The sequence below is a fragment of the Pseudomonas saliphila genome (assembly GCF_008638345.1).
In the GTDB taxonomy this organism is placed as follows: Bacteria; Pseudomonadota; Gammaproteobacteria; order Pseudomonadales; family Pseudomonadaceae; genus Halopseudomonas; species Halopseudomonas saliphila.
In genome coordinates this window covers 14,446-38,350 of record NZ_VTVA01000005.1, presented here as the reverse complement: position 1 = coordinate 38,350, position 23,905 = coordinate 14,446, and the positions used below count along the sequence as shown (strand labels likewise).

23 protein-coding genes are annotated in these 23,905 nt (G+C 58.6%); 20 read left to right on the top strand and 3 right to left on the bottom strand.

Annotated features, from left to right (window positions below):
• Positions 1-8: 8 nt before the first annotated feature.
• On the bottom strand, positions 9-3,395 hold the full coding sequence (rne, locus tag FHK95_RS07355) for a ribonuclease E (RefSeq protein ID WP_150303953.1): 3,387 nt from the start codon (positions 3,393-3,395) through the stop codon (positions 9-11).
• A 539-nt stretch (positions 3,396-3,934) separates the two neighbouring features.
• On the opposite strand from rne, the gene rluC reads away from it, so the two are divergent.
• The 4 genes from rluC to sppA all read left to right on the top strand — a co-directional run bounded on the left by rluC (position 3,935) and on the right by sppA (position 8,017).
• Positions 3,935-4,912, top strand: coding sequence for a 23S rRNA pseudouridine(955/2504/2580) synthase RluC (gene rluC, locus FHK95_RS07350; RefSeq protein WP_150303952.1), 978 nt, complete (start codon positions 3,935-3,937; stop codon positions 4,910-4,912).
• Between the two features lie 240 nt (positions 4,913-5,152).
• A complete protein-coding gene (locus FHK95_RS07345) occupies positions 5,153-6,790 on the top strand; it encodes an NAD(P)/FAD-dependent oxidoreductase (RefSeq protein ID WP_150303951.1) in 1,638 nt (545 codons plus the stop codon).
• 22 nt (positions 6,791-6,812) lie between these two features.
• A complete protein-coding gene (locus FHK95_RS20440; RefSeq protein WP_408003594.1) occupies positions 6,813-7,004 on the top strand; it encodes an HAD family hydrolase in 192 nt (63 codons plus the stop codon).
• A gap of 2 nt (positions 7,005-7,006) precedes the next feature.
• Positions 7,007-8,017, top strand: a complete 1,011-nt coding sequence (gene sppA / locus FHK95_RS07335) for a signal peptide peptidase SppA (RefSeq protein WP_408003593.1) — start codon at positions 7,007-7,009, stop codon at positions 8,015-8,017.
• 5 nt (positions 8,018-8,022) lie between these two features.
• Here the strand turns inward: sppA and FHK95_RS07330 are convergent, their stop codons facing one another.
• Entirely contained in the window at positions 8,023-8,601 is a 579-nt protein-coding gene (locus tag FHK95_RS07330) for a Maf family protein (RefSeq protein ID WP_150303949.1), read from the bottom strand.
• A 180-nt stretch (positions 8,602-8,781) separates the two neighbouring features.
• Between FHK95_RS07330 and FHK95_RS07325 the strand changes: the two genes are divergently transcribed.
• From FHK95_RS07325 to FHK95_RS07255, 15 genes are all read left to right on the top strand, one after another.
• Positions 8,782-9,303 carry a YceD family protein gene (locus FHK95_RS07325; RefSeq protein ID WP_150303948.1) on the top strand — a complete coding sequence of 174 codons (522 nt, stop codon included), beginning with the start codon at positions 8,782-8,784 and terminating at the stop codon, positions 9,301-9,303.
• 19 nt (positions 9,304-9,322) lie between these two features.
• The gene (rpmF, locus tag FHK95_RS07320; protein WP_150303947.1) at positions 9,323-9,505 is read left to right on the top strand and encodes a 50S ribosomal protein L32; all 183 of its coding nucleotides are present in this window, start codon (positions 9,323-9,325) and stop codon (positions 9,503-9,505) included.
• 52 nt (positions 9,506-9,557) lie between these two features.
• Positions 9,558-10,583 (top strand): phosphate acyltransferase PlsX, encoded by a 1,026-nt coding sequence (gene plsX, locus FHK95_RS07315; protein ID WP_150303946.1) that lies wholly within the window; start codon positions 9,558-9,560, stop codon positions 10,581-10,583.
• Positions 10,584-10,662: 79 nt separating this feature from the next.
• On the top strand, positions 10,663-11,610 hold the full coding sequence (gene fabD, locus FHK95_RS07310; protein WP_150303945.1) for an ACP S-malonyltransferase: 948 nt from the start codon (positions 10,663-10,665) through the stop codon (positions 11,608-11,610).
• A gap of 2 nt (positions 11,611-11,612) precedes the next feature.
• Entirely contained in the window at positions 11,613-12,356 is a 744-nt protein-coding gene (gene fabG / locus FHK95_RS07305) for a 3-oxoacyl-ACP reductase FabG (RefSeq protein ID WP_150303944.1), read from the top strand.
• Positions 12,357-12,536: 180 nt separating this feature from the next.
• Entirely contained in the window at positions 12,537-12,773 is a 237-nt protein-coding gene (gene acpP, locus FHK95_RS07300; RefSeq protein WP_150303943.1) for an acyl carrier protein, read from the top strand.
• 194 nt (positions 12,774-12,967) lie between these two features.
• Complete coding sequence (gene fabF / locus FHK95_RS07295) at positions 12,968-14,209, top strand: beta-ketoacyl-ACP synthase II (RefSeq protein ID WP_150303942.1); 1,242 nt, start codon at positions 12,968-12,970, stop codon at positions 14,207-14,209.
• A gap of 8 nt (positions 14,210-14,217) precedes the next feature.
• The gene (gene pabC / locus FHK95_RS07290; protein ID WP_150303941.1) at positions 14,218-15,042 is read left to right on the top strand and encodes an aminodeoxychorismate lyase; all 825 of its coding nucleotides are present in this window, start codon (positions 14,218-14,220) and stop codon (positions 15,040-15,042) included.
• The gene (gene mltG, locus FHK95_RS07285) at positions 15,039-16,115 is read left to right on the top strand and encodes an endolytic transglycosylase MltG (protein ID WP_408003592.1); all 1,077 of its coding nucleotides are present in this window, start codon (positions 15,039-15,041) and stop codon (positions 16,113-16,115) included. Before pabC ends, mltG begins: the two co-directional genes overlap by 4 nt.
• Positions 16,112-16,744, top strand: coding sequence for a dTMP kinase (tmk, locus tag FHK95_RS07280; RefSeq protein ID WP_150303940.1), 633 nt, complete (start codon positions 16,112-16,114; stop codon positions 16,742-16,744). Before mltG ends, tmk begins: the two co-directional genes overlap by 4 nt.
• Positions 16,737-17,732 (top strand): DNA polymerase III subunit delta', encoded by a 996-nt coding sequence (locus FHK95_RS07275; protein ID WP_235906731.1) that lies wholly within the window; start codon positions 16,737-16,739, stop codon positions 17,730-17,732. The genes tmk and FHK95_RS07275 overlap by 8 nt, the downstream gene beginning before the upstream one ends.
• Before the next feature lie 75 nt (positions 17,733-17,807).
• Complete coding sequence (locus FHK95_RS07270) at positions 17,808-18,161, top strand: PilZ domain-containing protein (protein WP_150303938.1); 354 nt, start codon at positions 17,808-17,810, stop codon at positions 18,159-18,161.
• A 2-nt stretch (positions 18,162-18,163) separates the two neighbouring features.
• The gene (locus tag FHK95_RS07265; protein ID WP_150303937.1) at positions 18,164-18,940 is read left to right on the top strand and encodes a TatD family hydrolase; all 777 of its coding nucleotides are present in this window, start codon (positions 18,164-18,166) and stop codon (positions 18,938-18,940) included.
• Between the two features lie 366 nt (positions 18,941-19,306).
• Positions 19,307-19,951 carry a TetR/AcrR family transcriptional regulator gene (locus tag FHK95_RS07260; protein WP_150303936.1) on the top strand — a complete coding sequence of 215 codons (645 nt, stop codon included), beginning with the start codon at positions 19,307-19,309 and terminating at the stop codon, positions 19,949-19,951.
• 218 nt (positions 19,952-20,169) lie between these two features.
• A complete protein-coding gene (locus tag FHK95_RS07255) occupies positions 20,170-21,162 on the top strand; it encodes an amidohydrolase family protein (RefSeq protein WP_150304108.1) in 993 nt (330 codons plus the stop codon).
• A 31-nt stretch (positions 21,163-21,193) separates the two neighbouring features.
• Here the strand turns inward: FHK95_RS07255 and FHK95_RS07250 are convergent, their stop codons facing one another.
• Positions 21,194-22,840, bottom strand: a complete 1,647-nt coding sequence (locus FHK95_RS07250; RefSeq protein WP_150303935.1) for a carboxylesterase/lipase family protein — start codon at positions 22,838-22,840, stop codon at positions 21,194-21,196.
• 158 nt (positions 22,841-22,998) lie between these two features.
• Between FHK95_RS07250 and FHK95_RS07245 the strand changes: the two genes are divergently transcribed.
• Entirely contained in the window at positions 22,999-23,892 is an 894-nt protein-coding gene (locus tag FHK95_RS07245) for a radical SAM protein (RefSeq protein ID WP_150303934.1), read from the top strand.
• Positions 23,893-23,905: the final 13 nt, after the last annotated feature.

Genomic DNA, 23,905 nt, shown 5'->3' with positions numbered 1-23,905 from the left:
GTCGCCCGTTAGTGCTTGCTGGGCTCATCCTGTTGTTGCTTCAGTGCTCGGGCCTCGGAATCATCTTCCTGGTCCGTGCCGTCCGCGGTCGTAGCCGTCTTCTCGGTTGCTTCGTCACGCTGCTGGGCCTGGACATGGGTGTCCGGGTGATCCTTCAGGTCCTTGGGCTCCGGGAGCACATCAGTCGCTTCCAGGTCGGTACGGTTCAGCGGCTCTTGCTGCTGCTCCACCGCGCTGGTGGCAGGATGCGTCTCGTCTGGAGTGGCATCGTGCGTTGCCTTTGGCGCCTCGGTTGCCGCTTCTTCGGCCGTGACGAACTGCTGATCCAATACGTGCGTATCAGGGTGCTGATCGTCTCCAGTCGCGTTAGCTGATGCAGGCGCTTCCACAGTCTCGAGGGGCGTCTGTGTCTCCGCGACCGCTGGCTTTTCGGCTTCGCTAGCCTGCTCTTCGGCAAGGCGCTTGGCTTCCTGCTGGCGACGGCGAATTTCCCGTGGGTCATTGTAAGCACGGCCGCTTTCAGTCACTGCTGGCGCTGGCTTGGACACAGGCTCTGCTGCCGCTGCTGGTTCCGCTGCCTTTTCTGGCTCCGGCGTCTGGACCTCGGCAACGGGTTCAGGGGTTGGTGCTTCGGCGGGCTGCTCGACCGCTTCTGCCACTGGAGCCTCTTCCTTGATCGCGTCCTGAACAACAGGCTCTGCTTCGCGCGCCGGGCTCTCAGCTGCATGTTCGCTGACGCTGGCGGCCGGACGATCCTCTGACTCCGCAGCGGCTACTGCGTGTGATGCAGCAGGCGCTTCGATTGCAACGGGCTGGGTAGACGCTTCTTCGGTCTGGTCGCCGGCATCCTGGCGGCTGGACTGGCTGAAGGCTTCTACAGCATTTTCAATTGACTGCTCGGCGTTGACGGCGGTCTGGTTGAGGCCGCTCTCGACCGGCATCTTCACTTCATCCAGCGGGTTCACGACGTCGGCAGTCTGCGGCTGGTCTTGCGACTCGGATACAGCTTGCGGCTCTTCACCCATTGACGAGGCGATCGCGGCGGTGGCCGCAATGGCTGCTGCCGCTGGCACCGCATCACTGTCTGGAGCAGAGACATCCTGGCTTGAGGCAGATGCCTCTGCATTGGTCTCCGCTGCAGCGGCGTCGTCCTGAGCGGGACGGCTGCGACGGTTGTTGCGGCGGCGCTGACTGTTGCGTGAACGGCGCTTTGGACGGTCGCTCTCGTTGCCTGCGTCATCGCTCTGAAGATCGGTAGTCACCGCTTCTTCATCAGCCGTGGTGGTTTCCGCAATCTCTTCGTTGCGCTGGGGGCGACGCTCTGCTGGGGCGGCACTGCGGGCTGTCTCGGTATCCTGCTGGACCCGCGGCTCGCTGGGCGTTTCCTGGCTACTACGGCGGCGGCGACGCGTTGGGGTTTCAGTCGGCTTGCTTTCACTTGCCGTTGGCGTCGCCGTCGCTGCTGCCGCTGGCTGCTCTTCGGTGTTGCGCTCGGCCCGTTCAGGCTTCGGCGCGCGTTCCGGACGTGGCGGGCGGGGCGTCTGAGGCTTGTCTGTGCGATCACCACGGTCAGTACGCTGACGGCGGTTGCGCGGGTTGCGGCCCTCGCTGCTGCGATTGCTCTCGCGTGGCTTGCGCTCGGGCGTAGCTGTCGCCGCAGGCTTGCTCTCTTCCGCAGGTTGCTCATCGCTGGCAAACAGGCTGACCAGTGATTTGATCAGGCCCTTGAACAGGCCGGGTTGGGTCTCGTGGATCACCTGTGTTGCCGCGATAGGCGCAGCTGGGGTCGGCGCAGGACGGGAAGGGGCAATGCTTTTGACTGCGGCTTCCTGGCGAACGATGGCGCGGGTCTGGCTGACCGGTGTCGGCTCGTCGGCGACGATGTCCGCGCTCATGGTGTAGCTGGTTTCGCCGTTCAGCACTGACTCGTGGTCATCACGCAGTCGCTGGACTTCGAAGTGCGGGGTTTCCATTTCCTCACTGGGCAGGATCAGTACGCGCACTTTATTACGGGCTTCAGTCAGCGCCAGTGCTTCGCGCTTCTCGTTCAGCAGGAACGTAGCAACCGCGATAGGCACATGTGCGCGCACTTCGGCGGTACGGTCCTTCAGCGCTTCTTCTTCGATCAGACGAAGCACGGACAGCGACAGGGACTCAACGTCACGGATGGTGCCGCGACCATTACAGCGTGGGCAGACGATGCCGCTGGTTTCGCCGAGTGACGGACGCAGACGCTGACGAGACATTTCCAGCAGGCCAAAGCGCGAAATGCGACCCACCTGAACACGGGCACGGTCAGCCTCAAGGCTCTCACGGACACGCTCTTCAACGGCACGCTGGTTCTTCGCCGGACTCATATCGATGAAATCGATGACAATCAGGCCGCCGATATCGCGCAGACGCAGCTGGCGGGCGATTTCTTCTGCCGCTTCCAGGTTGGTCTGCAACGCGGTGTCTTCGATATCGGTACCCTTGGTCGCACGCGAGGAGTTGATATCGATGGATACCAGCGCCTCGGTGTGGTCGATAACGATCGAGCCGCCGGAGGGTAATTTTACTTCGCGTTCGAAGGCGGTTTCGATCTGGCTTTCGATCTGGAAACGGTTGAACAGCGGCACGCTGTCTTCATACAGCTTTACCTTGGACGCATACTGCGGCATGACCTGGCTGATGAAGTTGAGTGCTTCCTGCTTCACGGTTTCGCTGTCGATCAGTACTTCGCCGATATCCTGACGCAGGTAGTCACGAATCGCGCGGATGATGACGTTGCTTTCCTGATAGATCAGGAACGGGGCGCTACGCTCGGAGGAGGCGGACTTGACGGCTTCCCATAGCTGGAGCAGGTAGTCGAGATCCCATTGAAGTTCTTCTGCGCTGCGGCCCAGCCCTGCGGTGCGTACGATCATGCCCATGTCTGGTGGCACGTTCAGGCTATTGATCGCCTCGCGCAGTTCGTTGCGTTCTTCGCCTTCGATACGACGTGAGATGCCGCCAGCGCGCGGGTTGTTTGGCATCAGAACCAGGTAACGGCCAGCCAGACTGATGAAGCTGGTTAATGCGGCGCCTTTATTGCCGCGCTCTTCCTTGTCGACCTGGACGATGATTTCCTGGCCTTCCTTGAGCACTTCCTTGATGTTGACGCGGCCTTCGGGCTGCTTGGTGAAGTACTCGCGGGAGATTTCCTTGAGGGGAAGAAAGCCATGGCGTTCCGAGCCGAAATCGACGAAAGCGGCTTCCAGGCTGGGTTCAACTCGAGTGATCCGGCCTTTATAGATGTTGGCTTTCTTCTGTTCGCGTGCGCCGGATTCAATATCCAGATCGTACAGGCGTTGGCCATCTACCAGGGCTACTCGCAACTCTTCGGGTTGAGTTGCGTTGATCAGCATTCTTTTCATGAAGTACCGTTGTGTTCCAGTGCTTCTCTGGGTAACACGAGAACGGCACCTGCGACTCTTCCGTTAGGTGTCAGGTGTGTGTTTCTGCTTGGGCCAAACCTTGCCCTTGGTCAGAGATCATATCGCGCGCCATCGGCGTCGACAGTTGAGTCTGTGGCGAGTACAGAGAAACGTTACTTTAGGGAGGAATCAGCCGGACTGGGAACGGGGACACAATGAAATGGCAAGTGTCAGCGCTCGTCACATGATCCTGAAGCTGTGCATCTCCACCTAAACACTTACCCATCTGAATCGGGTGCCGCTCATCGTTTTCCGGAGAGCGGGTTTATATTCTGTTTGCCCATTTGGCAAGCAGCGTGTCGATGATAGTGGCAGCCGGCATCTCTTTTGGCCTGGCGAAGCCTCTATCTCGGTATTTCTGGGGATATTTTCAGGATTGTCTTTCATCCTTCTTCCCCGGCTGCAATAACCGCAGCTCGCCGGACTATATCAGCATTTTTTAAGTGCTTCAATTGCATGAAAAAATGTATGATGCGCGGATGAAAATTCCTGCATCTGAAGTGCCTTCCGCCGTGCAAACTGTGCTGATTCCTGAGGACCTGGCCGGTCAGCGTATTGACAACTTCCTGCTCACTCGCCTGAAGGGCGCTCCGAGAACACTGATCTACCGCATTCTCCGTAAGGGTGAAGTGCGCGTGAACAAGGGGCGGATCAAGCCGGACTACCGTTTGAAGACCGGCGATAGCATACGGATCCCGCCTGTACGCCTGCCTGAGCCCAATGAACCGGCGCTGGTCGGTCGTGGCATCCTTCAGGCGCTGGAAGCCAGTATTCTGTATGAAGACAAGGCGCTGATTGTGGTGAACAAGCCCGCAGGGCTGGCTGTGCATGGCGGCAGTGGTCTTGATTTTGGCGTCATCGAGGCTATTCGCCAGTTACGGCCGGAAAATGGCAGTCAGCTGGAGCTGGTGCACCGACTGGATCGTGATACCTCCGGCTGCCTGATGATTGCCAAGCGGCGCAGCATGTTACGCCATCTTCATGCGGCCCTGCGCGGCGACAGCGGTAGCGAGAGCGTGACCAAACGATATATTGCGCTGGTTCGCGGACGCTGGCCGGCCACTACACGCCGGGTGCATGCGCCGTTGCAGAAAAACAATCTGCGCTCTGGCGAAAGAATGGTTGAGGTGGACGCAGAGGGCAAGGAGTCCTTGACCGAGTTTCGTGTGCTGAAGCGCTTTGGTGATTTTGCGACGCTGGTCGAGGCGCAGCCTATCACCGGCAGAACGCATCAGATCCGGGTGCACGCACGCCATGCCGGGCATCCCATTGCTGGCGATCCCAAGTACGGTGATGATGACTTCTCCCAGAAGATAAAGGAGCTGGGTGGCAAGCGACTGTTTCTCCACGCGGCGTCCCTGCGCACAGAGCTGCCAGACGGTACGGTGCTTGAAATCAGCGCCGAGCCCGGTCAGATGTGGGACAGCACGTTGGCCAGGCTGACTGCCTATGAGTGAGTTCAATATCCTGATCTAGCGATTCTTTCTCAGGTAAGGCGTCTTGCACCGCCCGGCACCTGAATTAATCCGAGCGATATTTTACGCACCTCATCTGACTGCGGCATGACCCTGACAAGCAGGCCCGGCGCACGTACAATCGTCGCACTTTAAAACCTGATCTCAACCAACACCGCCACCAGGCATTTCCGGAACCCGCTCTGGGCTTATCCCCAGGGTGCTTCCCGGCAGGACTGACTTATGATCCGCCTTACCGAACTGGCCTTGCCACTGGACCACCCTGAAAGCGCCCTGCGCACCGCCATTGTCGAGCGGTTGAATATCCGCGATGCTGACCTGCTGGATTTCTCAGTGTTCAAGCGCAGCTACGACGCCCGCAAGAAGAATTCCGAGATCAAGTTCGTCTATATTCTCCACCTGACCACCCGGGACGATGAAGCCGTACTGGCCCGCTTTGCTGGCGATAACCACGTTCGGCCGGCGCCGGACACCGGCTACTATCCCGTGGCCGAGGCGCCGGCGGGGCTCAGCGAGCGCCCGGTGGTAATCGGTTTTGGCCCCTGCGGTCTGTTTGCTGCGCTGCTGCTGGCCCAGATGGGGTTCAGGCCCATTGTGCTGGAGCGGGGCAAGGACGTGCGCCGCCGAACCAAAGATACCTGGGCTCTGTGGCGCAAAAAGCAGCTGTCTCCGGAATCCAATGTCCAGTTCGGCGAGGGCGGCGCGGGCCTGTTCTCCGACGGCAAGCTTTACAGTCAGATCAAGGACCCGAAATTCTACGGCCGCAAGGTGATGCACGAGTTCGTGCGGGCCGGTGCTCCGGACGAAATCCTCTACGTCAGCAAGCCGCACATCGGGACTTTCCGTCTGACCGGCGTGGTCGCCGCCATGCGGGAGGAGATCATCGCGCTGGGTGGCGAGATCCGCTTTGAAAGCAAAGTGACCGAGGTGATCATTCGCGACGAGCGGATGGAAGGCGTTGTGCTGGAGAGCGGCGAGCAGATCGACAGTCGCTATGTAGTGCTTGCCCTGGGCCACAGCGCCCGGGAAACCTTCCGCATGTTGCATCGCAACGGCGTGTTTATGGAAGCCAAGCCCTTTGCGGTGGGTTTCCGGGTCGAGCATCCGCAATCGCTGATCGATAACGCTCGCCTCGGCAAATACGCTGGCCACCCGGCGCTCGGCGCCGCCGATTACAAGCTGGTGTACCACGCCAGCAACGGCCGCGCGGTCTACAGTTTCTGTATGTGTCCGGGCGGCATGGTGGTGGCCGCCACGTCCGAAATCGGGCGGGTGGTGACCAATGGCATGAGCCAGTACTCCCGCAATGAGCGCAATGCCAACGCAGGCATTGTGGTGGCCATCCACCCGGAACAGGATTTCCCGGGCGGGCCGCTGGCCGGCGTGGAGCTGCAGGAACAACTGGAATCCCATGCCTATATCCTGGGCGGCAGTGATTACTGCGCGCCGGCACAACTGGTAGGTGATTTCATCAAGGCCCGGCCCTCCACCGAACTGGGTGCGGTAGAGCCCTCGTACCAACCGGGTGTCCGCCTCGGGGATCTGGCCGCTGCCTTGCCCGCTTACGCCATTGATGCCATTCGCGAAGCGCTGCCGGCCTTCGGCAAGCAGATCCGCGGATTTGATCAACAGGACGCCATACTGACCGGTATCGAAACCCGTACCTCCTCACCGGTGCGCATTAGCAGGGACAACGCCACCTTGCAGAGCCTGAATACACGAGGGCTTTACCCGGCAGGGGAAGGCGCCGGTTACGCCGGCGGAATTCTTTCGGCGGGGGTGGATGGCATCAAGGTGGCCGAAGCGCTGGCCAAAGCCATGCTGGCCGATCTGGAAGGGGCTCATATTACCGCCACTTGATGTTGCGCCTGAAAATGCACTGATGATTGGTGACAACGAGTTCGATATGATCATGGCGCGTAACGCCAGCATGGTGGGTGTTGCGGTCAGTTGTGGTGCGCGGAGCAGAAATCAGTTGCTGTGCTGCGACCCGGTACATTGCATCGACGAATTTAATGAGTTTCACGGTAGGGTGATGCCGCGTTTCGGTGCCCGCCAGACAATTGAGGTATGAGCATGCAAGGGGATGAGTGGACCGAAGGGTCGATGCGCTCCAAGGAGGAGGTTGCAGTGGAGAAGGAAGATCGCAAGGCGTGGCAATTGCTGGACAGGACGCTGCAGGCGTCGATCCAGGAGCAGCGCCGGTCTCGTCGCTGGGGTATCTTTTTCAAGACACTGACATTCCTGTATCTGCTCGGCGCTTTCCTGTTGTTCTCGCCCTGGGGCAGTGGGGATGGCGCCAGTGCAACGAAGCCACATACCGCCGTGGTCGAATTGCGCGGAACCATTGCTGATCTTGAAGAAGCCAGCGCCGATAATCTGGTCACCAGTCTGCGTCGCGCCTTCAAGGACAAGCACACCAGGGGCGTGGTGCTGCGTATCAACAGTCCCGGCGGCAGTCCGGTGCAATCCGGATATGTCTACGACGAAATCAAGCGGCTGCGCGGCGAATACCCGGATATCAAGCTGTATGCGGTCATCGCTGATATCGGTGCGTCGGGTGCCTATTATATTGCGGCGGCGGCGGACGAGATCTATGCCGACAAGGCCTCTCTGGTCGGCTCCATCGGAGTGACGGCGGCCGGATTCGGCTTTGTGGGTACGCTGGATAAGCTGGGTGTAGAGCGTCGCACCTATGCGGCGGGCGAGCACAAGACTTTCCTCGATCCTTTCCAGCCGGAAAAGGCTGAGGAGCGTCAGTTTTGGCAGTCGGTGCTAAACAACACCCATCAGCAGTTTATCGACCAGGTGAAGGCTGGACGTGGCGATCGTCTGGCTGACCACCCTGATCTGTTCAGCGGCCTGGTCTGGTCCGGTGAGCAAGCCCTCGAGCTGGGGTTGATTGACGGATTGGCCAGCACGTCCAGTGTCGCGCGCGACATCATTGGTGCTGAAGAAACGGTGGACTTCACCCACCGGGATTCGCCATTGGCGCGATTCACTCGGCAGCTCGGCGCAAGCATGGGCGCCGCAATCGCCAAGCAGTTGGAGTTGGCCAGTACTGCACCGGCTCCAGTGCTGCGCTAGGGCGGTCAGGGGATCTCAACGCCTTGCTGCCTGAGCATCTCGCACAGCCTGATCAGTGGAAGGCCGATCAGGCTGGTGGGGTCGTCCCCGCGTAGTGCGCTGAACAGGCTGATGCCCAGACCTTCCGCTTTGAAGCTGCCCGCGCAATCGTAGGGCGTATCGCGGACAAGGTAGCGTTCAATGCTCTCCTCATCCAGCGTCCGGAATACGACTTCGAAGGGTATATTGCCCTGCTGATAGTCGCCCGTTGCGCTGTTGAGCAGGCACAGCGAGGTGACAAAGCGGACTGTCTTCCCGCTGCACTGCCGTAGCTGGTCTTTGGCAGCAGCATGATCCCCGGGTTTGCTCACCGGTCTATCGCCCAGCAGCAGCACCTGATCCGAGCCAATTATCAAATGCTGCGGGAATCGCTCCTCCAGGGCGCTGGCTTTTTCCAACGCCAGGCGCAGGGTCAATTGCTCTGCCGTTTCGTTGGGTGCGGGCTGTTCATTTATATGGGGTGCTGCGCATTCGAAGGGAAGTTGCAGTCGCTGTAGCAGCTCGCGTCGATAAGGGGAGCTGGAAGCCAGTACCAGGGCAGGCATAGAGAGATCCTTTTGCGGTGGAGTGCGCGTCACAGGCGCTATCATAAGGCGGATGTGTCGTCGGTCGCGATCCCAGGGCGACACCGCAACACGGCTCGCGATGAAGCGAGAGCAGATCCTGGTCAGTTTTCTGCAAATAGTTTTGACAGCAGGGGGCCTGGTCCCTAGAATTGCGCGCTTATGTCAGGACCTATACCCGCACACATCGAGCCGCACAAGCTGATTGACCGTAGCATCGTTCTGGAAGGAACGGTTTCTGCGAGCAAGCTGACGCGTCTTGGCGCTTTACTGGACGCTCCCGCTGAAGATGTGCAGGTAAAACTGTCATTTTTGCGTGACGAACAGGGCGTGCATGCCATGCACGGCCATTATAAGGTCAAAGTGGCGCTGATCTGTCAGCGCTGCCTTGAGCAGGTAATGGTTCCGCTCGACAGTGAGTGCGTCGTGGGTTTTGTAAACAGTGACGAGGCGGCCCGAAATCTGCCCCGGAACTATGAACCGGTTATCTTGGATGATGAGAAACTCGATCTGCACGCTTTGATCGAAGATGAGCTCTTGCTGGCATTGCCAGCCGTTCCGATGCATCCAACGGGAACATGTCAGCATCCGCCAGGTTATCAGCCCGATACCACGGAGCCGGAGGAGGAGGTTGAAAAACCCAATCCTTTCAGCGTGCTGGCCAAGTTGAAACGTGATACCTAAAGCTTAGGAGCTTATAGTCATGGCTGTACAGCAGAACAAAAAGTCTCGTTCCGCGCGTGATATGCGTCGTTCACACGATGCCCTGACCGCACCGTCCTTGTCGGTCGACAAGACTACCGGTGAGACTCACCTTCGTCACCACGTATCCCCAGATGGCTTCTACCGCGGCCGTCAGGTGATCAACAAGGACAACGACGAGTAAGTCGTTGTCTGCATCAATTCGCTCGAGGTCAGTTGACAGTGCGTCGCAGTCCATGACGAAACGTCAGCTCACCTTGGCAATTGATGTGATGGGCGGGGACTTCGGTCCCCGCTGCATTATCCCTGCCATATCTCGCTGCTTGCAGCAGCATCCTGAACTGAATGTCGTGCTGGTTGGTTCCGCTGATCCAGTGCAGCATCTGTGTAGAGACCATGTTTTGCCACCCGAGCGTGTGCGATACGTGTTCACCTCCGACGTTATACTCCCTACAGATTCTCCCTCCAGCATCCTGCGCGCCAAGCCGGACGCTTCCATGCGCGTGGCGATCGAGCAGGTGCGCGACGGTGCGGCCCATGGTTGCCTGAGTGGCGGCAACACGGGTGCACTGATGGTGCTGGCCAAGTCCGTGCTGGGAACGCTCGAAGGGATTCAGCGGCCTGCGATCATGGCGGCGTTGCCGGTAGCTGGCCATGCCTGTTATGTGCTTGATCTCGGGGCTAACGTCGACTGCTCAGCAAAGCAGTTGTTCGAGTTTGCGGTCATGGGTTCCGAGGCCGTGAGCGAGCTGACCGGCATTGCTCGGCCGCGTGTTGGTCTGCTGAACATCGGCGAGGAGATCAATAAGGGCAATCAGCAGGTTCGGGAGGTGTCGGAGATGTTGCGCGCCTGTGAGGAGCTCAACTATATCGGTCATGTAGAAGGTGGCGGGTTATTCCGGGGCCAGGCGGATGTGGTGGTGTGCGACGGCTTTGTCGGCAATATAATGCTGAAGAGCTGCGAAGGCCTGGCCGATTATATGCGCGGGGAGACGCGTCGCGCCTTGACCAGCAGTCGCACGCTTCGCCTGATGGGTCCGCTTTTGCGACGCGTACTACGCCCGGTTTTTGATCGTCACGATCCTGGTCGTTACAACGGCGCGACGCTTTTGGGTCTGTCGGGGGTGGTTGTCAAGAGCCACGGTTCTGCCAATCAGGCGGCCTTCGAGGCAGCGATCGGGCAGGCGATACTGGCCAGTCAGGCGGGGCTGTCGCAACGTATAGCAAAGCGGCTGGATAGTTGCCGGCGGCCTGGGGTGTGACCTGGCGTTGCGGTAATGCATCCAACCTGCATTCAGAACCACTCAATCCTTCAATTACTTCAATAACGAGGAAGGCTGTATGACTCAATCCCTCGCATTTGTATTTCCCGGTCAGGGTTCCCAGGCGGTAGGCATGCTTTCGGAGCTAGCGAAGCAGGAGTCGCTGATTGGCGAGACCTTTGCTGAAGCGTCCAGTGTGCTGGGCTACGATCTGTGGCAGCTATGCCAGAACGGTCCGGCTGAAGAGCTGAACCGCACAGATCGAACCCAGCCAGCCATCCTGGCTGCGTCAGTCGCCTTGTGGCGTCTGTGGTGCGTGCAGAGTGAGGCGCGCCCGGGCTTCGTTGCCGGACACAGTCTCGGTGAGTACTCGGCGCTGGTGGCGGCTGAGGTGATCGGATTTGCCGACGCGCTGCGGCTGGTTGAGCGCCGCGGTCAGCTGATGCAGCAGGCTGTGGCAGAGGGCGAGGGCGGCATGGCAGCAATTCTCGGTCTGGACGACGCGCAGGTCATCGAGCTGTGCGCCGGCGCTGCGCAGGGCGAGGTGGTCAGTGCAGTCAACTTCAATGCGCCAGGACAGGTGGTTATTGCCGGTCAGGCGAGCGCCGTGCAGCGCGCAATTGATGCCTGCAAGGGTGCCGGCGCCAAGCGCGCCATCGCCTTGCCGGTTAGCGTGCCGTCGCATTGCGCACTGATGAAGCCGGCAGCAGAGCAGCTGGCCGTCGATTTTGCTGCGCTTGAGTGGAAAACTCCAGCCATTACGCTGGTACAGAATGTAAGTGCGCGGCCGGCGGTCGACACTGATGCGCTACGCTCACTGTTGGTTGAGCAGCTATATAGTCCGGTGCGTTGGGTAGAAAGCATTGAATATCTGGCGGCTCAAGGGGTCGCCGATCTGGTGGAGTGCGGGCCCGGAAAAGTATTGTCAGGGTTGAACAAGCGCTGCGCGAAAGGGGTCAATACCCATCATCTGGATACGGTCGACGGTTTTTCAGCCGCCAGAGCAACGTTGAAACAAGGAGCTTGAGCATGAGTCTGGAAGGAAAGGTAGCGCTGGTCACTGGCGCCAGTCGGGGTATCGGCCAGGCCATCGCCCATGAGCTGGCTGCTCAGGGCGCGGTCGTAATCGGCACTGCCACCAGCGACAAGGGTGCGGATGCCATCGCCGAAAAACTCGTTGCAGCAGGCTTCAAAGGTACCGGACTCAAACTCGATGTGCGTGATCCGCAGTCGGTATCCGGGGTGCTGGAGCGCGTCACCAGCGAATTCGGTGCGCCGTTGATTCTCGTCAATAATGCGGGCATCACCAGCGATAACTTGCTGATGCGGATGAAAGAGGACGAGTGGGATGACGTCATCAGTACTAATCTGAGTTCCGTGTACCGTCTGTCAAAGGCTGTACTCAGGGGTATGACCAAGGCGCGCTGGGGACGTATCATTAACATCAGTTCCGTAGTCAGCGGGATGGGCAATGGCGGACAATCCAACTATGCTGCAGCCAAGGCGGGCATGGAAGGGTTTGCACGGTCGCTCGCACGGGAAGTAGGATCCAGATCGATTACTGTGAATTCCGTGGCGCCAGGGTTTATCGATACTGATATGACCCGGGCCCTTAACGAAAGTCAGCGATCAGTGATGCTGGAGCAGATCCCATTGGGGCGTCTGGGCCAGGCGGAAGAAATCGCAGCAGTGGTGGGCTTCCTGGCAAGTGAGCCTGCCGGCTACATTACCGGGGCAACAATTCCGGTCAATGGCGGCATGTTCATGAGCTAATCCCTATCCACTTTCGAGTGGCAAGGGTATGCTTTCGCAGTTAAAAATCTCTCGGTGGTGGCTAAATGGCCGGCATCGTTTACACATAGATGCTTTTGGCGCTTGAAAAATCGCGAATCGTTTCTATAAACTACCCGCAGTCCGGCTTCTCGGAACTGCAAATAGGAGTGAGAACAAGGTATGAGTACCATCGAAGAACGCGTCAAGAAAATCGTTGCCGAACAGCTCGGCGTCAAAGAAGAAGAAGTGACCAACAGCGCTTCTTTCGTTGAGGATCTTGGTGCTGACTCCCTCGATACCGTCGAGCTGGTGATGGCTCTCGAAGAAGAATTCGAGACCGAAATCCCGGATGAAGAAGCCGAGAAGATCACCACTGTCCAGGAAGCTATCAACTACGTAACTTCTAACCAGAAGTAATTGCGTAGCCTGATAAGGGCCAGTAAAAAGCCGCAGTCCTGCTTAAGTACTGCGGCTTTTTAGTATCTGCAGCGAGCGTTCGGAAATCTGACGTACTCGCTTGAGTTGCTGTGGTCGCGCATTATGCGACAATACCGCGCTCGCGGGAGCTCATGGCTTCCCGTGGTTCCCGATCGTTGAATAAGGAGTTTCCTGTGTCGCGCAGACGCGTCGTGGTAACTGGCCTGGGCATGCTGACCCCGCTGGGTAATTCGGTAGAAGGTAGCTGGCAGGCCGCATTGGCAGGCAAAAGCGGTATTGGCCCGATAGAACACATGGATGTCAGCGCCTTTGGCACTCGCTTTGGTGGCTCGATCAGAGACTTTGATATCGAGCTGTACATGGCTGCCAAGGAAGCACGCAAACTCGATCTGTTCATTCAGTACGGTGTTGCGGCGTGTATGCAGGCGTTGAGCGACTCGGGAATCGAAGTCACCGATGCCAACCGCGATCGTATCGGTGTGTCCATGGGCTCTGGTATTGGTGGTTTGACCAATATCGAGAAGAACCACGAGTTGTTGATGGCCAGTGGTCCCCGGAGGATTTCCCCCTTCTTCGTGCCCGGTTCGATCATCAACATGGTTGCCGGTTATCTGTCGATTCAGTACGGGTTGCAAGGCCCGAATTATGCGCTGACGACAGCCTGCACCACGGGCAGCCACAGTATCGGAATGGCTGCGCGCAATATTGCCTATGGCGAAGCGGACGTTATGGTTGCCGGCGGCTCGGAGATGGCGACCAGCGGGCTCGGACTCGGTGGCTTCAGTGCAGCACGAGCACTCTCTACTCGAAATGACGACCCGCAGGCGGCAAGCCGTCCGTGGGACAAGGATCGCGATGGGTTTGTACTGTCCGACGGTGCCGGTGCGGTCGTGCTCGAAGAATACGAGCAAGCCAAGGCCCGCGGGGCGACCATTTACGCTGAGTTGATTGGATTTGGCATGAGCGGTGATGCCTATCACATGACTGCGCCACCTGAAGATGGCCGTGGCGGAGCCAAGTGCATGACCAATGCGCTGCGCGATGCCGGTGTCACCCCCGAGCAGGTGGGCTATATCAATGCCCATGGCACATCTACCATGGCTGGGGACCTGGCTGAAACCCGTGCCGTGAAGACGGTATTCGGTGACCACGCTGCGAAACTGGCGATCAGTTCCAGCAAATCCATGACAGGTCATTTGCTGGGCGCCGCTGGTGCGGTCGAGGCTATCTTCAGTATCCTGGCGCTGCGCGATCAGGTCGCTCCGCCGACGATCAATCTGCATAACCCTGACGAAGGCTGTGACCTGGATTACGTCGCGCATGAGGCGCAACCTCGATCCTTGGAGGTCACTGTTTCCAACTCCTTCGGTTTTGGTGGCACTAACGGTAGTCTGGTCTTCCGTCGCCCGGCATGACTCAGTCAATGGCTTCCGGCACCGGTGATCTTTGCCTTGTGAACGGACAGCCCGTTGGCCAGATCCCTGTCGGGGATCGCGGCCTGGCGTATGGTGATGGACTGTTCGAGACCATACGGGTTAGCCAGGGCCAGCTCACGCTGGCCGACTATCACTTCGCCAGATTGGCTCGAGACACTGCCCGACTGCGTATCGCGGTAGATGTAGCATGCCTTACGGCAGAAGCCTCTGAGCTGGCATCTCAACTCGGCGAGGGGGTGATCAAGCTCATCATCACGCGGGGAGCCGGCGAACGGGGCTACGCGCCCACCAACGGGCCGGCCACGCGTATCATGCTAAGCAGCCCGCTTCCGCCTTACCCGGCGGAACGCCAAGAGCAGGGCGTCGTGCTTTACCCCTGCACAACCCGCCTGGCGCTCCAGCCTGCATTGGCAGGCATGAAACACCTCAATCGGCTCGAACAGGTCCTGGCTCGTGCAGAGTGGCAGGCGCCATTCGGCGAAGGACTGGTGTGCGACATGCTGGGCACACCGGTGGAATGCACCATGAGCAATCTTTTCGTGCGCAGCAAGGGTGTATGGGTTACCCCTGAAATGGATCAGTGTGGCGTTCGCGGCGTCATGCGTGATTACCTTGTTGCCGCGCTTGCGGGGCAGGGTGAGCCCGTGAAGCAGCGGCCGGTGGAACTGCCGGAGTTGCTCGATAGCGAAGAGCTGTTCTGCTGCAACAGCGTGTTCGGGGTGTGGCCGGTGGCTGGCTTCATGGATAGAACCTGGATCCCGGGATCATTTACGCGTCAGGCGCAAGCGCTGGCGAGGCGAGTATTAATGTGAAGTCATTTATTAGAAATATATTATTACTCTTTGTATTTATTGGTTTTTTATTGGTGGCCGCAGGCATCGGTGGATACCTTGTGCTGCAGGCAACCCTGAATCAGCAGTTGAATTTGCAGGTGGTGGACACGCTTGAAGTCCAACCGGGAAGTACGCCCGGCGAGGTACTGAGATCATTGGAAGAGCAGGGTATTCTTGAACGCTCAACCTGGATTCGCCGTTACTGGCAGTGGCAGATGCCCAGTACTGTGCTGCAGGTCGGTGAGTACCGATTGCAGCCCGGCATGGATGTTCATGCCCTGCTGAGTCTGTTGGAAAGCGGTGATGTGCTTCAGCGCAGCGTCACGCTCGTCGATGGCTGGAACTTCGCGCAGTTCCGCCAAGCGCTGAGCACCGCCGAACGATTGAACCAGACGCTGCCGGAAGATCTGGGCGGCCGTGAGCTGATGGCCGAACTCGGACTTGAAGAAGAGCACCCCGAAGGATTGTTCTTCCCGGATACCTATCAATACACCTTGGGTATGAGCGACAGGGACATTTTGTTGCGTGCCTATGAGCGCATGCAAAAGGTGTTGGCCGAGGTCTGGGCACAGCGGGCAGAGGGTCTGCCGATCGACACACCCTACGAAGCACTGATTCTGGCCTCGATTGTCGAGCGCGAAACCGGTGTGCCCCACGAGCGGGACGAAATTGCCGGCGTGTTTTCCCGCCGGTTGCAAAACGGCATGCGCCTGCAGACCGATCCGACCGTGATCTACGGAATGGGCGATGACTATGCGGGGAAAATCCGTCGCAGCGATCTGCGCGCCGCCACCGCCTACAACACCTACGTTATTGACGGTCTGCCGCCAACGCCGATTGCGATGCCTGGTCGTGAAGCCTTGCTGGCAGCGGTCAATCCGAAACCGGGCAGCAGCCTGTATTTCGTGGCACGCGGGGACGGTTCGCATGTCTTCTCCGATTCATTGCAAGAGCATAACCGGGCGGTCCGGCAGTACCAGCTCAACAGGGCGGAGGGTTATCGTTCGAGCCCGGCGCCGGTCGAGCCAGACACCAGCGAGGCACAGCAGTGAGTGGATTATTTGTTACTTTCGAAGGACCGGAAGGCGCCGGCAAGTCGACCAACCTCAAGGTATTCGCGCAAGCGCTGGCCGACGCGGGTTGTCAGGCGGTGGTTACCCGTGAGCCGGGTGGCACGCCGGTGGCCGAGCGGATCCGTGAAGTGCTCCTCAGCCACCATGATGAACCGATGGATGCCGATGCAGAACTGCTCCTCATGTTTGCCGCGCGCGCACAGCATCTGAATACATTGATCAAGCCGGCCCTGGCGCGCGGTCAGGTCGTCATCAGTGATCGTTTTACCGACGCCACCTACGCCTACCAGGGCGGCGGGCGAGGTATTGATCCGCAGCGTATCGCAGCGCTGGAAGAATGGGTGCAAGGGTCGGTACGGCCGGATCTGGTAGTGATGTTCGACGTCCCGGTGGAGCTGGGCATGGCGCGTGCTCGCGCGCGCAGCCAGCTGGACCGCTTCGAACAGGAGCAAACTGCCTTCTTCGAGGCCGTTCGGGCTACCTACCTGCAGCGCGCTGCCCTGAACCCGCAGCGCTACCGGGTGATTGATGCCAGTGGCAGCCTCGAACAGGTGCGGCAGGCCATGCAGCCTGTTATTGATGAAGTATTGGAGCGCTGGCGTGCTTGATACCGCCCTGTTGCCATGCCCCTGGCACACGCCGCTGTGGACTGCGCTGGCTGAGCAGTCGCAACACGCCCATGCCTACCTGTTCGCTGGTCTGCCGGGTGTTGGCAAGCGCCGCTTCGCGTCCGCCTTCAGTGCGCTGCTCCTGTGTACCGACCCGCAGCGAGGCATGGCCTGTGAGCGTTGCCGCAGCTGCCTGCTACGCAAGGCCGGCACCCATCCGGATAATCTTCTCATCGCTCCGGAAGAAGAGGGCAAGGCGATACGGGTCGATGCCATCCGTCAGCTCGGTGATTTCATCGCGCAATCGGCTCAGCAGGGCGGACGCAAGGTGGTGATCCTGCATCCCGCCGAAGCTATGAACCTGAACGCAGCCAACGCCTTGCTGAAATCGCTGGAAGAACCTAACCGGGATACCTTTCTGTTACTGGTGAGCGATCAGCCGAGTCGGCTGTTGCCGACGATACGCAGCCGCTGCCGAGTGCAGATGCTGAAGACCCCTGTGCCCGGTGAAGCGCTTGGCTGGCTCGCCCAGGAACTTCCAGATCTTTCGCCAGAGCAGCACGCGGGACTCTTGTTGATGGCCGGTGGGGCACCGCTGCGCGCCGTAGGGTTGCATCAAATGGACGCGCTGGCGCTACGCAAGCTGGTGGTCGATGGCACCAAGGAGCTGCTGAAGAATCAGTGCTCCGCTTCGCAGCTCGCAGAGCGGTGGAATAGCGTGCCGCTGGAGCTTCTGGTTGACTGGTTTTGCAGCTGGACGCTGGACCTGCTCAAGCTGAAAACGGGAGCGGCTGAAACGATTGCCAACCAGGATATGGACAAGGTTCTCGGCTATATGGCGCAACGGCTGGACGTCCGCCCGCTGATGGACTGGCAGGCCTGGCTGTTCGACCACCGCGGCAAGATTCTCGGCAAGGCTAATCTCAACCGCATTCTGTTTGTCGAATCGTTGTTGATACAGTGGAAACAGCTAGCTGAAAGACGTTAACCTGACTGCGCAACGCTTGAGGGCCTGTGAGGCACCGTCATGGCCCTAGCCAGTATACAAAGGACTGAATGAATTATGAGCAATCCGAGCGCGGGGCCACGTAACGGTATTCTTTCGCTGACGATCAAAGACAAGTCGGTGCTTTATGCTGCCTACATGCCTTTTGTGAAGCACGGCGGGTTATTTATCCCGACCAACAAGACCTACCGGCCAGGCGATGAAGTGTTCATGCTGCTGAACCTGATGGACGAGCCCGAGAAAATCCCGGTCGCCGGCAAGGTGGTCTGGGTGACCTCCAAGGGCGCGCAGGGTAACCGCGCTGCCGGTATTGGCGTCCAGTTCAGTGATCAGGACAACACCGCACGCAGCAAGATCGAAACCTACCTCGCTGGTGCGCTCAAGTCGGACCGGCCTACGCATACGATGTAACCATGTTGATAGATTCGCACTGCCACCTTGACCGACTGGACCTGACGGCCCATGAGGGCTCCCTCGACGCCGCGCTTGACGCGGCCCGCGCACGCGGCATCGGCAAATTCCTGTGTATCGGCGTTGATGCCGATAACGCGCCTATCGTGAAACAGCTCGCTGAGCGGTACGCCGACGTGTATTGCAGTGTCGGCATTCACCCGCTGGATCTGACCCGCGAACAGCCGACCGATCTCGCCTGGCTGGTGCAGGCGGTAGACCATCCGCGGTGCGTCGCTATCGGTGAGACCGGGCTCGATTATCACTACGAACCCGATATGGCCGAACAGCAACAGACGTCATTCCGAGTGCATTTGCAGGCAGCGCAGCAGACCGGCAAACCCGTCATCATTCATACCCGTTCAGCGCGGGCTGACACGTTGTCCCTGCTACGCGAGGCGGACCTGTCTCAGGCAGGTGTGCTGCATTGTTTTACTGAAGACTGGGATATGGCCGAGGCCGCCCTGGATATGGGGTATTACATCTCGCTGTCGGGAATCGTCACTTTCCGTAATGCCGAAGCCCTGCGTGACGTCGCACGGCGCATTCCTGCCGACCGCCTGCTGGTCGAAACCGACTCTCCCTATCTCGCCCCCGTGCCTCACAGGGGCAAACCCAATGAGCCGCAGTTCGTCTGCGAGGTCGCTGCCTTCCTGGCGGAGTTGCGTGGGGAGCCTGTGGAGTCGCTCTGGGAAAATACCACGACAAACTTTCACCGGCTGTTCACCGGCGCCGCATAGGCAGCCCCAAGCAGGCCAAAAAAAAACCCGAATCCTGGGGGATGGATTCGGGTCAAGACCATTAGGAGTGTTGCAAGGCCAAGCCTGAACTTGACCGTACAAGACGGCATTGGGGGAAATGCCGCCCTGTTAGCTTTGAGTATTGACCATTTCGCCGAACTTTCCAGCCTGTGTCACGCAGTTGATAAACTGATTCGGAATAGTTCGCTACTCCGCTTATCGTGAACCGTTGTTATTTAGACTCAGTTCGACGGCCAATTTGTTACCCGGTTGAACCTTGCAGTCAGCTTTGAACCAAATATGTCCCTTCGGTCATAAAGTTGGCATAATGCGGCTAAATGACGTTAGGGAAGCCGGGTGCGCCGCATGCAAAAAGAATCCAGAAAAGTCCGCGAGTTTCGCCGAAGAGAACAAGAAATTCTCGATACCTCCCTGCGCCTGTTTCTGGAGCAGGGCGAGGACAGCGTTACTGTCGAGATGATTGCGGACGAAGTCGGTATTGGCAAAGGGACCATCTACAAGCATTTCAAATCCAAGGCTGAGATCTACCTGCGCCTGATGCTCGATTATGAGCGTGAGCTGGCGGTACTCCTGCATTCCGAGACGATTGAGCGGGACAAGGAAGCGCTGGCCCGTGAGTACTTTGCGTTCCGCATGAGCGACCCTGACCGCTACCGCCTGTTTGACCGCTTGGAGGAGAAGGTGGTCAAGGCCAGCCAGATGCCGGAGATGATTGAGCAGCTCCATCAGATCCGCGCGTCCAACTTCAACAACCTCACCGACGTGATCAAGGGACGGATCGACGACGGGAAGCTTGAGGATGTGCCCCCTTATTTCCATTACTGCGCCGCCTGGGCACTCGTGCACGGCGCCATGGCGATGTATCACTCACCTTTCTGGCAGGATGTCATAGAGGACAAAGAGGGGTACATGCAGTTTCTGACGGATATAGGCGTGCGCATGGGCAACCGTTCCAAGCGCCGGAAGGATGAAGATACAGTTACCTCCTGACCGGTTGCTGAACTCACCGGGGTCCAAGTGGTCTTTTGGATGCCGTCTTGCTGCCTGCTGAGGGTGCGACTGGCGTCGCGCCGATCTGCTTCCTTGCACCGCCAGGTGGCTGACGTCAGCCTTAGTTGTGTGCGCCATGGCGCATCCGAGTACCCCTCCAGGAGAGTTCCTTGCCCGCTTTACGCTACCTAGTGCCCGCCACTATTGCCGCTCTGTTGATGTCTTCAGCCCACGCGCGCGATTATTCCTACTCCGATGCACACCTGCATTTTGTGGACTTTTTCCAGGAAAGCGACGGGGTCCAGGAACTGCTGCAGCAGATGGACCAGCACGACATAGATCACATCATGTTCTCGGGTATTCCTGTCGCCAAGAAATGGCACGAGAATGAGCCCAAGCGTCCTCGTTACTATACTGGTGACGACGCCGGCGCCTACTGGTACAGCGGCACCGACGCCATTATTGCCCATGCCATGCAGCAGATACCGGAAGATCAGCGTCAGCGCTTTCATCCCTTTCTCTCGGGCTTCAATCCCAACGACAAGAATTCGGACGAACATCTGCGGCGGATGCTGGAGATGTATGCTGGTATGTGGAAAGGGATTGGCGAGGTGTTTACCCGGCACGATGATCTGACTGCGCTCACCCACGGCGATGCGCCGCGCGCCAACAGTGAAGCCATGACGCGGATCTACTACCTGGCCGAGGAGTTCGATCTGCCGGTGATGGTTCACAGCAATATCACTTCAAAAAGAGAGCGTAACCCGCTGTACCTTCAGGAGTTCGAGGAGCCGTTAAGCAAGCATCCGCAGGTGCGTTTTATCTGGGCACACGCAGGCACCAGCGCAGAGATTCACCGCCGACAGGGCAGTCTGGATTTCATCTTCCCGACCCTCGAACGCATGCTGGAGATTTACCCAAACCTGTATATCGATCTGTCCTGGAGCATGCTCGACGAGTATCTGCTCGACGACGAGGGGCAGCCTGATCCGGACTGGGTGAAGTTGGTTGAAACCTACCCGGACCGCTTTATGATTGGCTCGGACGTGGTGGGTAAGTTCAAGAGTTTAGGTGGCAATATGAAGGGGTTCGATGTGTTTCTTGATGCGTTGTCTGAAGATGTCGCTCGAAGAGTGGCGCGGGATAATTTCCTGGCGATATTGCCGAAGACTGACGTCAGCGCGAAGCGTAATGATGGTAACCGGAACTGAGATCGGCTCAGTCCCGGTGCGTGGAGACGGCCTATTGGGGTTGCGGTGAGTTCCAGAAGTCGCATCGGTGCGTAGTACTGAACTCGCTCCTGGCAACGGCAGCTGGTGTCGGCGCGTCAAGACGAAGGATGTTGCCATTAGCGGTCAAGCGTGGCCACTCCACGGCTTCTGACGCTCCGTCAGTGCCATTAGGTCCAATAGCCGGGTCGTTACCGTATTTCGCGAAATGGGTCCAGTATTGCGCCATGTATTCTGCCAGCGCGAGTTGGTCAGGGCCGGCACCACGCTCGGTTAGTGTCTCCTCGGAGCTCAGTACATACTGGATCTCGAACGAGTGAGCGGCACCAAGGGGGAAGGGCGGGTTTAAGCCTTCCAGTGCATTCGGCGCGTCGCGATCAGTAAACCAGTAACCCCATGTGTTCACCTGACCTTGTAAAAGCTCCCATTGCGCATCGTTGGGGCAGTTGAAGCGCCAATCGGTGCCTATCGCTGTGTAGGCATTGATGTAATACAGGGGGCTCGGTTGTTGCAAAGCGAGGTAATCGTCGGCGATCTGCTTGGCGTCAAGCCTGGGATCTTCAGATAAGAGCTCCTGGACCGCTGCATCGTATCCGTCCCCGGTGGACAGATCCTTTCCCTCTCCCAGCGCCAGTAGGGTAAACAGCGCACCTTCATCGCGGTTGCTGCCCATCACTACCGGTACCTGGTTGAACTCGCCGGTAGTCAGTGCCTGGTTGATGGAAATCGGCAGAACCTCGGTACCGGTCGCGGGCAGAATATTGCCCGGCTGAGCCGCAAGGATGTCTTCTACGGAGAGCGACCGCAGGCAGGCCACCAACTGATCTCCGGTATCGTCTGCGCACTCGGTGGCGGCGACAGTGGGATTGCCAAATAGTGCTTGACCTACCGGCAGCGAGACTTGGTCCCCGTTATAGGATCCACTCTGCACAATCGCCTTATGAAACAGACCTTCTGCAGCGGGAGAGGCTAGCTGGCTCATGACGCTGTGTCCGCCGGCAGACTCACCGAAGATGGTGACATTATCCGCATCACCATCGAACGCGCCGATGTTCTCCTTCACCCATTGCAAGGCCAACTGCTGGTCCTGCAATCCGAAGTTGCTATCTCCCAGGCTTGCATGTGGCAGAAAGCCCAAAGCACCCAGACGATAGTTCAAGGTGACAACGACTACGCCTTTGTCAACCAGTCGCGCGGGCTCATAGCTTTCACCGCCAGAGCCATAAATAAAGGCGCCGCCGTGAATCCAGACCATGACGGGATACTCGCCTGGCTCCTCTGGCGCGTAGACGTTGAGGAACAGACAGTCTTCGTTGACGCTGGCTGTGCCAAAGGCGCTAGCGTTCTGCGGACAGTCGCTGCCAAATTCAGTGCTCAGTTGTACGGGCGCCGAATGTGCAGCAGGGAATGCCGGGGCGGCGAAACGCTCCGCTTCGCCATAGCGAATGCCGCGGTAGACGCGCATACCGTTTTCCGAAATGCCAATGTAGTCCCCTTGCTGTGTTGATAGCTGCAGCGGGTTTGTGGGTTCTTGATGATCGTCGTCATCACTGCCACCGCCACTGGACAAGCAGCCGCTCAAACTTGCAGCAATCACTACGGCGGATAGGGTTGAGAGCAAGAATTTTGGGGAGGTTCTATTTATTGTTGTCAGCGTCATTTTCTAATTATCCGTAACATAGATGAGGTTGAGCCAGAATTTAAAATCGTCCCGATTCAATCTGAACGATAAAATAATCGCGGGTCTGGCGCTAAACCCATACGGGTGAAAATAGATTGGTTTAAACTGGCGCTCAGTCCAGTATCCCCGGAGAACCTGTGTCCCATTCGTTTCCCATCGATTACATAGAACCCGTATTCCGTCCGCCAAGCGAAGCGCATTCGTTGATCCTGCCGGTAACCAATGGCTGCTCGTGGAACAAATGTACGTTCTGCGAGATGTATACCGCCCCCCAGAAGAAATTCCGTGCGCGGGACGAGTCGCAGGTGCTGGAGGAGATACGTCGCAGCGGTGAGCAATTGATCGTGCAACGCGTCTTTCTGGCGGATGGCGATGCGATGATTCTGCCCACGCGTCGGTTGCTGACCATCCTGCAGGCTATTCGCGAGCACATGCCGACGGTGGAGCGGGTCACCTCCTATTGCCTGCCGCGCAATCTCAAGCGCAAATCGGTGGAGGAGCTCAAGGAGTTGCGTGATGCCGGCCTGGCGATGCTGTATGTCGGCGCGGAGTCCGGTGATGATGAAGTGCTCGCGCGGGTGAACAAGGGCGAGACGGGGCAATCGACCGAAGAGGCCTTGTTGAAGGCCGGTGCGGCGGGTCTGCAGCGTTCGGTGATGATACTCAACGGCCTGGGCGGACAGAGCCTGAGCACTCAGCACGCTCTCAACTCCGCGCGTCTGATGAACGCTATCCAGCCGGAGTTTCTCTCTACGTTGGTGGTGAGCTTCCCGCAGGGCATGGAGCGTTACCGCGCGCAGTTCCCGGACTTTCAGCCGCTGGATCAGATTGGACTGTTCCGTGAGATAGAACAGTTCCTGGGCGCGCTTGAACTTGAGAACACGGTATTTCGCAGTGACCACGCATCGAACTATCTGGTGCTCAAAGGTGTGCTCGGTGCCGACAAGGCACGTATGCTGGAGCAGGTAAGTACTGCCATCAGGCACCCAGCCAGCGCCGGTTTGCGGCCGGAATGGATGCGTGCGCTTTGATGTAGGTGACGCA

Excerpts from the sequence above, each read along its gene's own strand:
- rne (WP_150303953.1), bottom strand. The coding sequence starts at position 3,395 with ATGAAAAGAATGCTGATCAACGCAACTCAACCCGAAGAGTTGCGAGTA.
- rluC (WP_150303952.1), top strand. The coding sequence starts at position 3,935 with ATGAAAATTCCTGCATCTGAAGTGCCTTCCGCCGTGCAAACTGTGCTG.
- FHK95_RS07345 (WP_150303951.1), top strand. The coding sequence starts at position 5,153 with ATGATCCGCCTTACCGAACTGGCCTTGCCACTGGACCACCCTGAAAGC.
- FHK95_RS20440 (WP_408003594.1), top strand. The coding sequence starts at position 6,813 with ATGATTGGTGACAACGAGTTCGATATGATCATGGCGCGTAACGCCAGC.
- sppA (WP_408003593.1), top strand. The coding sequence starts at position 7,007 with ATGCAAGGGGATGAGTGGACCGAAGGGTCGATGCGCTCCAAGGAGGAG.
- FHK95_RS07330 (WP_150303949.1), bottom strand. The coding sequence starts at position 8,601 with ATGCCTGCCCTGGTACTGGCTTCCAGCTCCCCTTATCGACGCGAGCTG.
- FHK95_RS07325 (WP_150303948.1), top strand. The coding sequence starts at position 8,782 with ATGTCAGGACCTATACCCGCACACATCGAGCCGCACAAGCTGATTGAC.
- rpmF (WP_150303947.1), top strand. The coding sequence starts at position 9,323 with ATGGCTGTACAGCAGAACAAAAAGTCTCGTTCCGCGCGTGATATGCGT.
- plsX (WP_150303946.1), top strand. The coding sequence starts at position 9,558 with ATGACGAAACGTCAGCTCACCTTGGCAATTGATGTGATGGGCGGGGAC.
- fabD (WP_150303945.1), top strand. The coding sequence starts at position 10,663 with ATGACTCAATCCCTCGCATTTGTATTTCCCGGTCAGGGTTCCCAGGCG.
- fabG (WP_150303944.1), top strand. The coding sequence starts at position 11,613 with ATGAGTCTGGAAGGAAAGGTAGCGCTGGTCACTGGCGCCAGTCGGGGT.
- acpP (WP_150303943.1), top strand. The coding sequence starts at position 12,537 with ATGAGTACCATCGAAGAACGCGTCAAGAAAATCGTTGCCGAACAGCTC.
- pabC (WP_150303941.1), top strand. The coding sequence starts at position 14,218 with ATGGCTTCCGGCACCGGTGATCTTTGCCTTGTGAACGGACAGCCCGTT.
- FHK95_RS07270 (WP_150303938.1), top strand. The coding sequence starts at position 17,808 with ATGAGCAATCCGAGCGCGGGGCCACGTAACGGTATTCTTTCGCTGACG.
- FHK95_RS07265 (WP_150303937.1), top strand. The coding sequence starts at position 18,164 with ATGTTGATAGATTCGCACTGCCACCTTGACCGACTGGACCTGACGGCC.
- FHK95_RS07260 (WP_150303936.1), top strand. The coding sequence starts at position 19,307 with ATGCAAAAAGAATCCAGAAAAGTCCGCGAGTTTCGCCGAAGAGAACAA.
- FHK95_RS07255 (WP_150304108.1), top strand. The coding sequence starts at position 20,170 with ATGTCTTCAGCCCACGCGCGCGATTATTCCTACTCCGATGCACACCTG.
- FHK95_RS07250 (WP_150303935.1), bottom strand. The coding sequence starts at position 22,840 with ATGACGCTGACAACAATAAATAGAACCTCCCCAAAATTCTTGCTCTCA.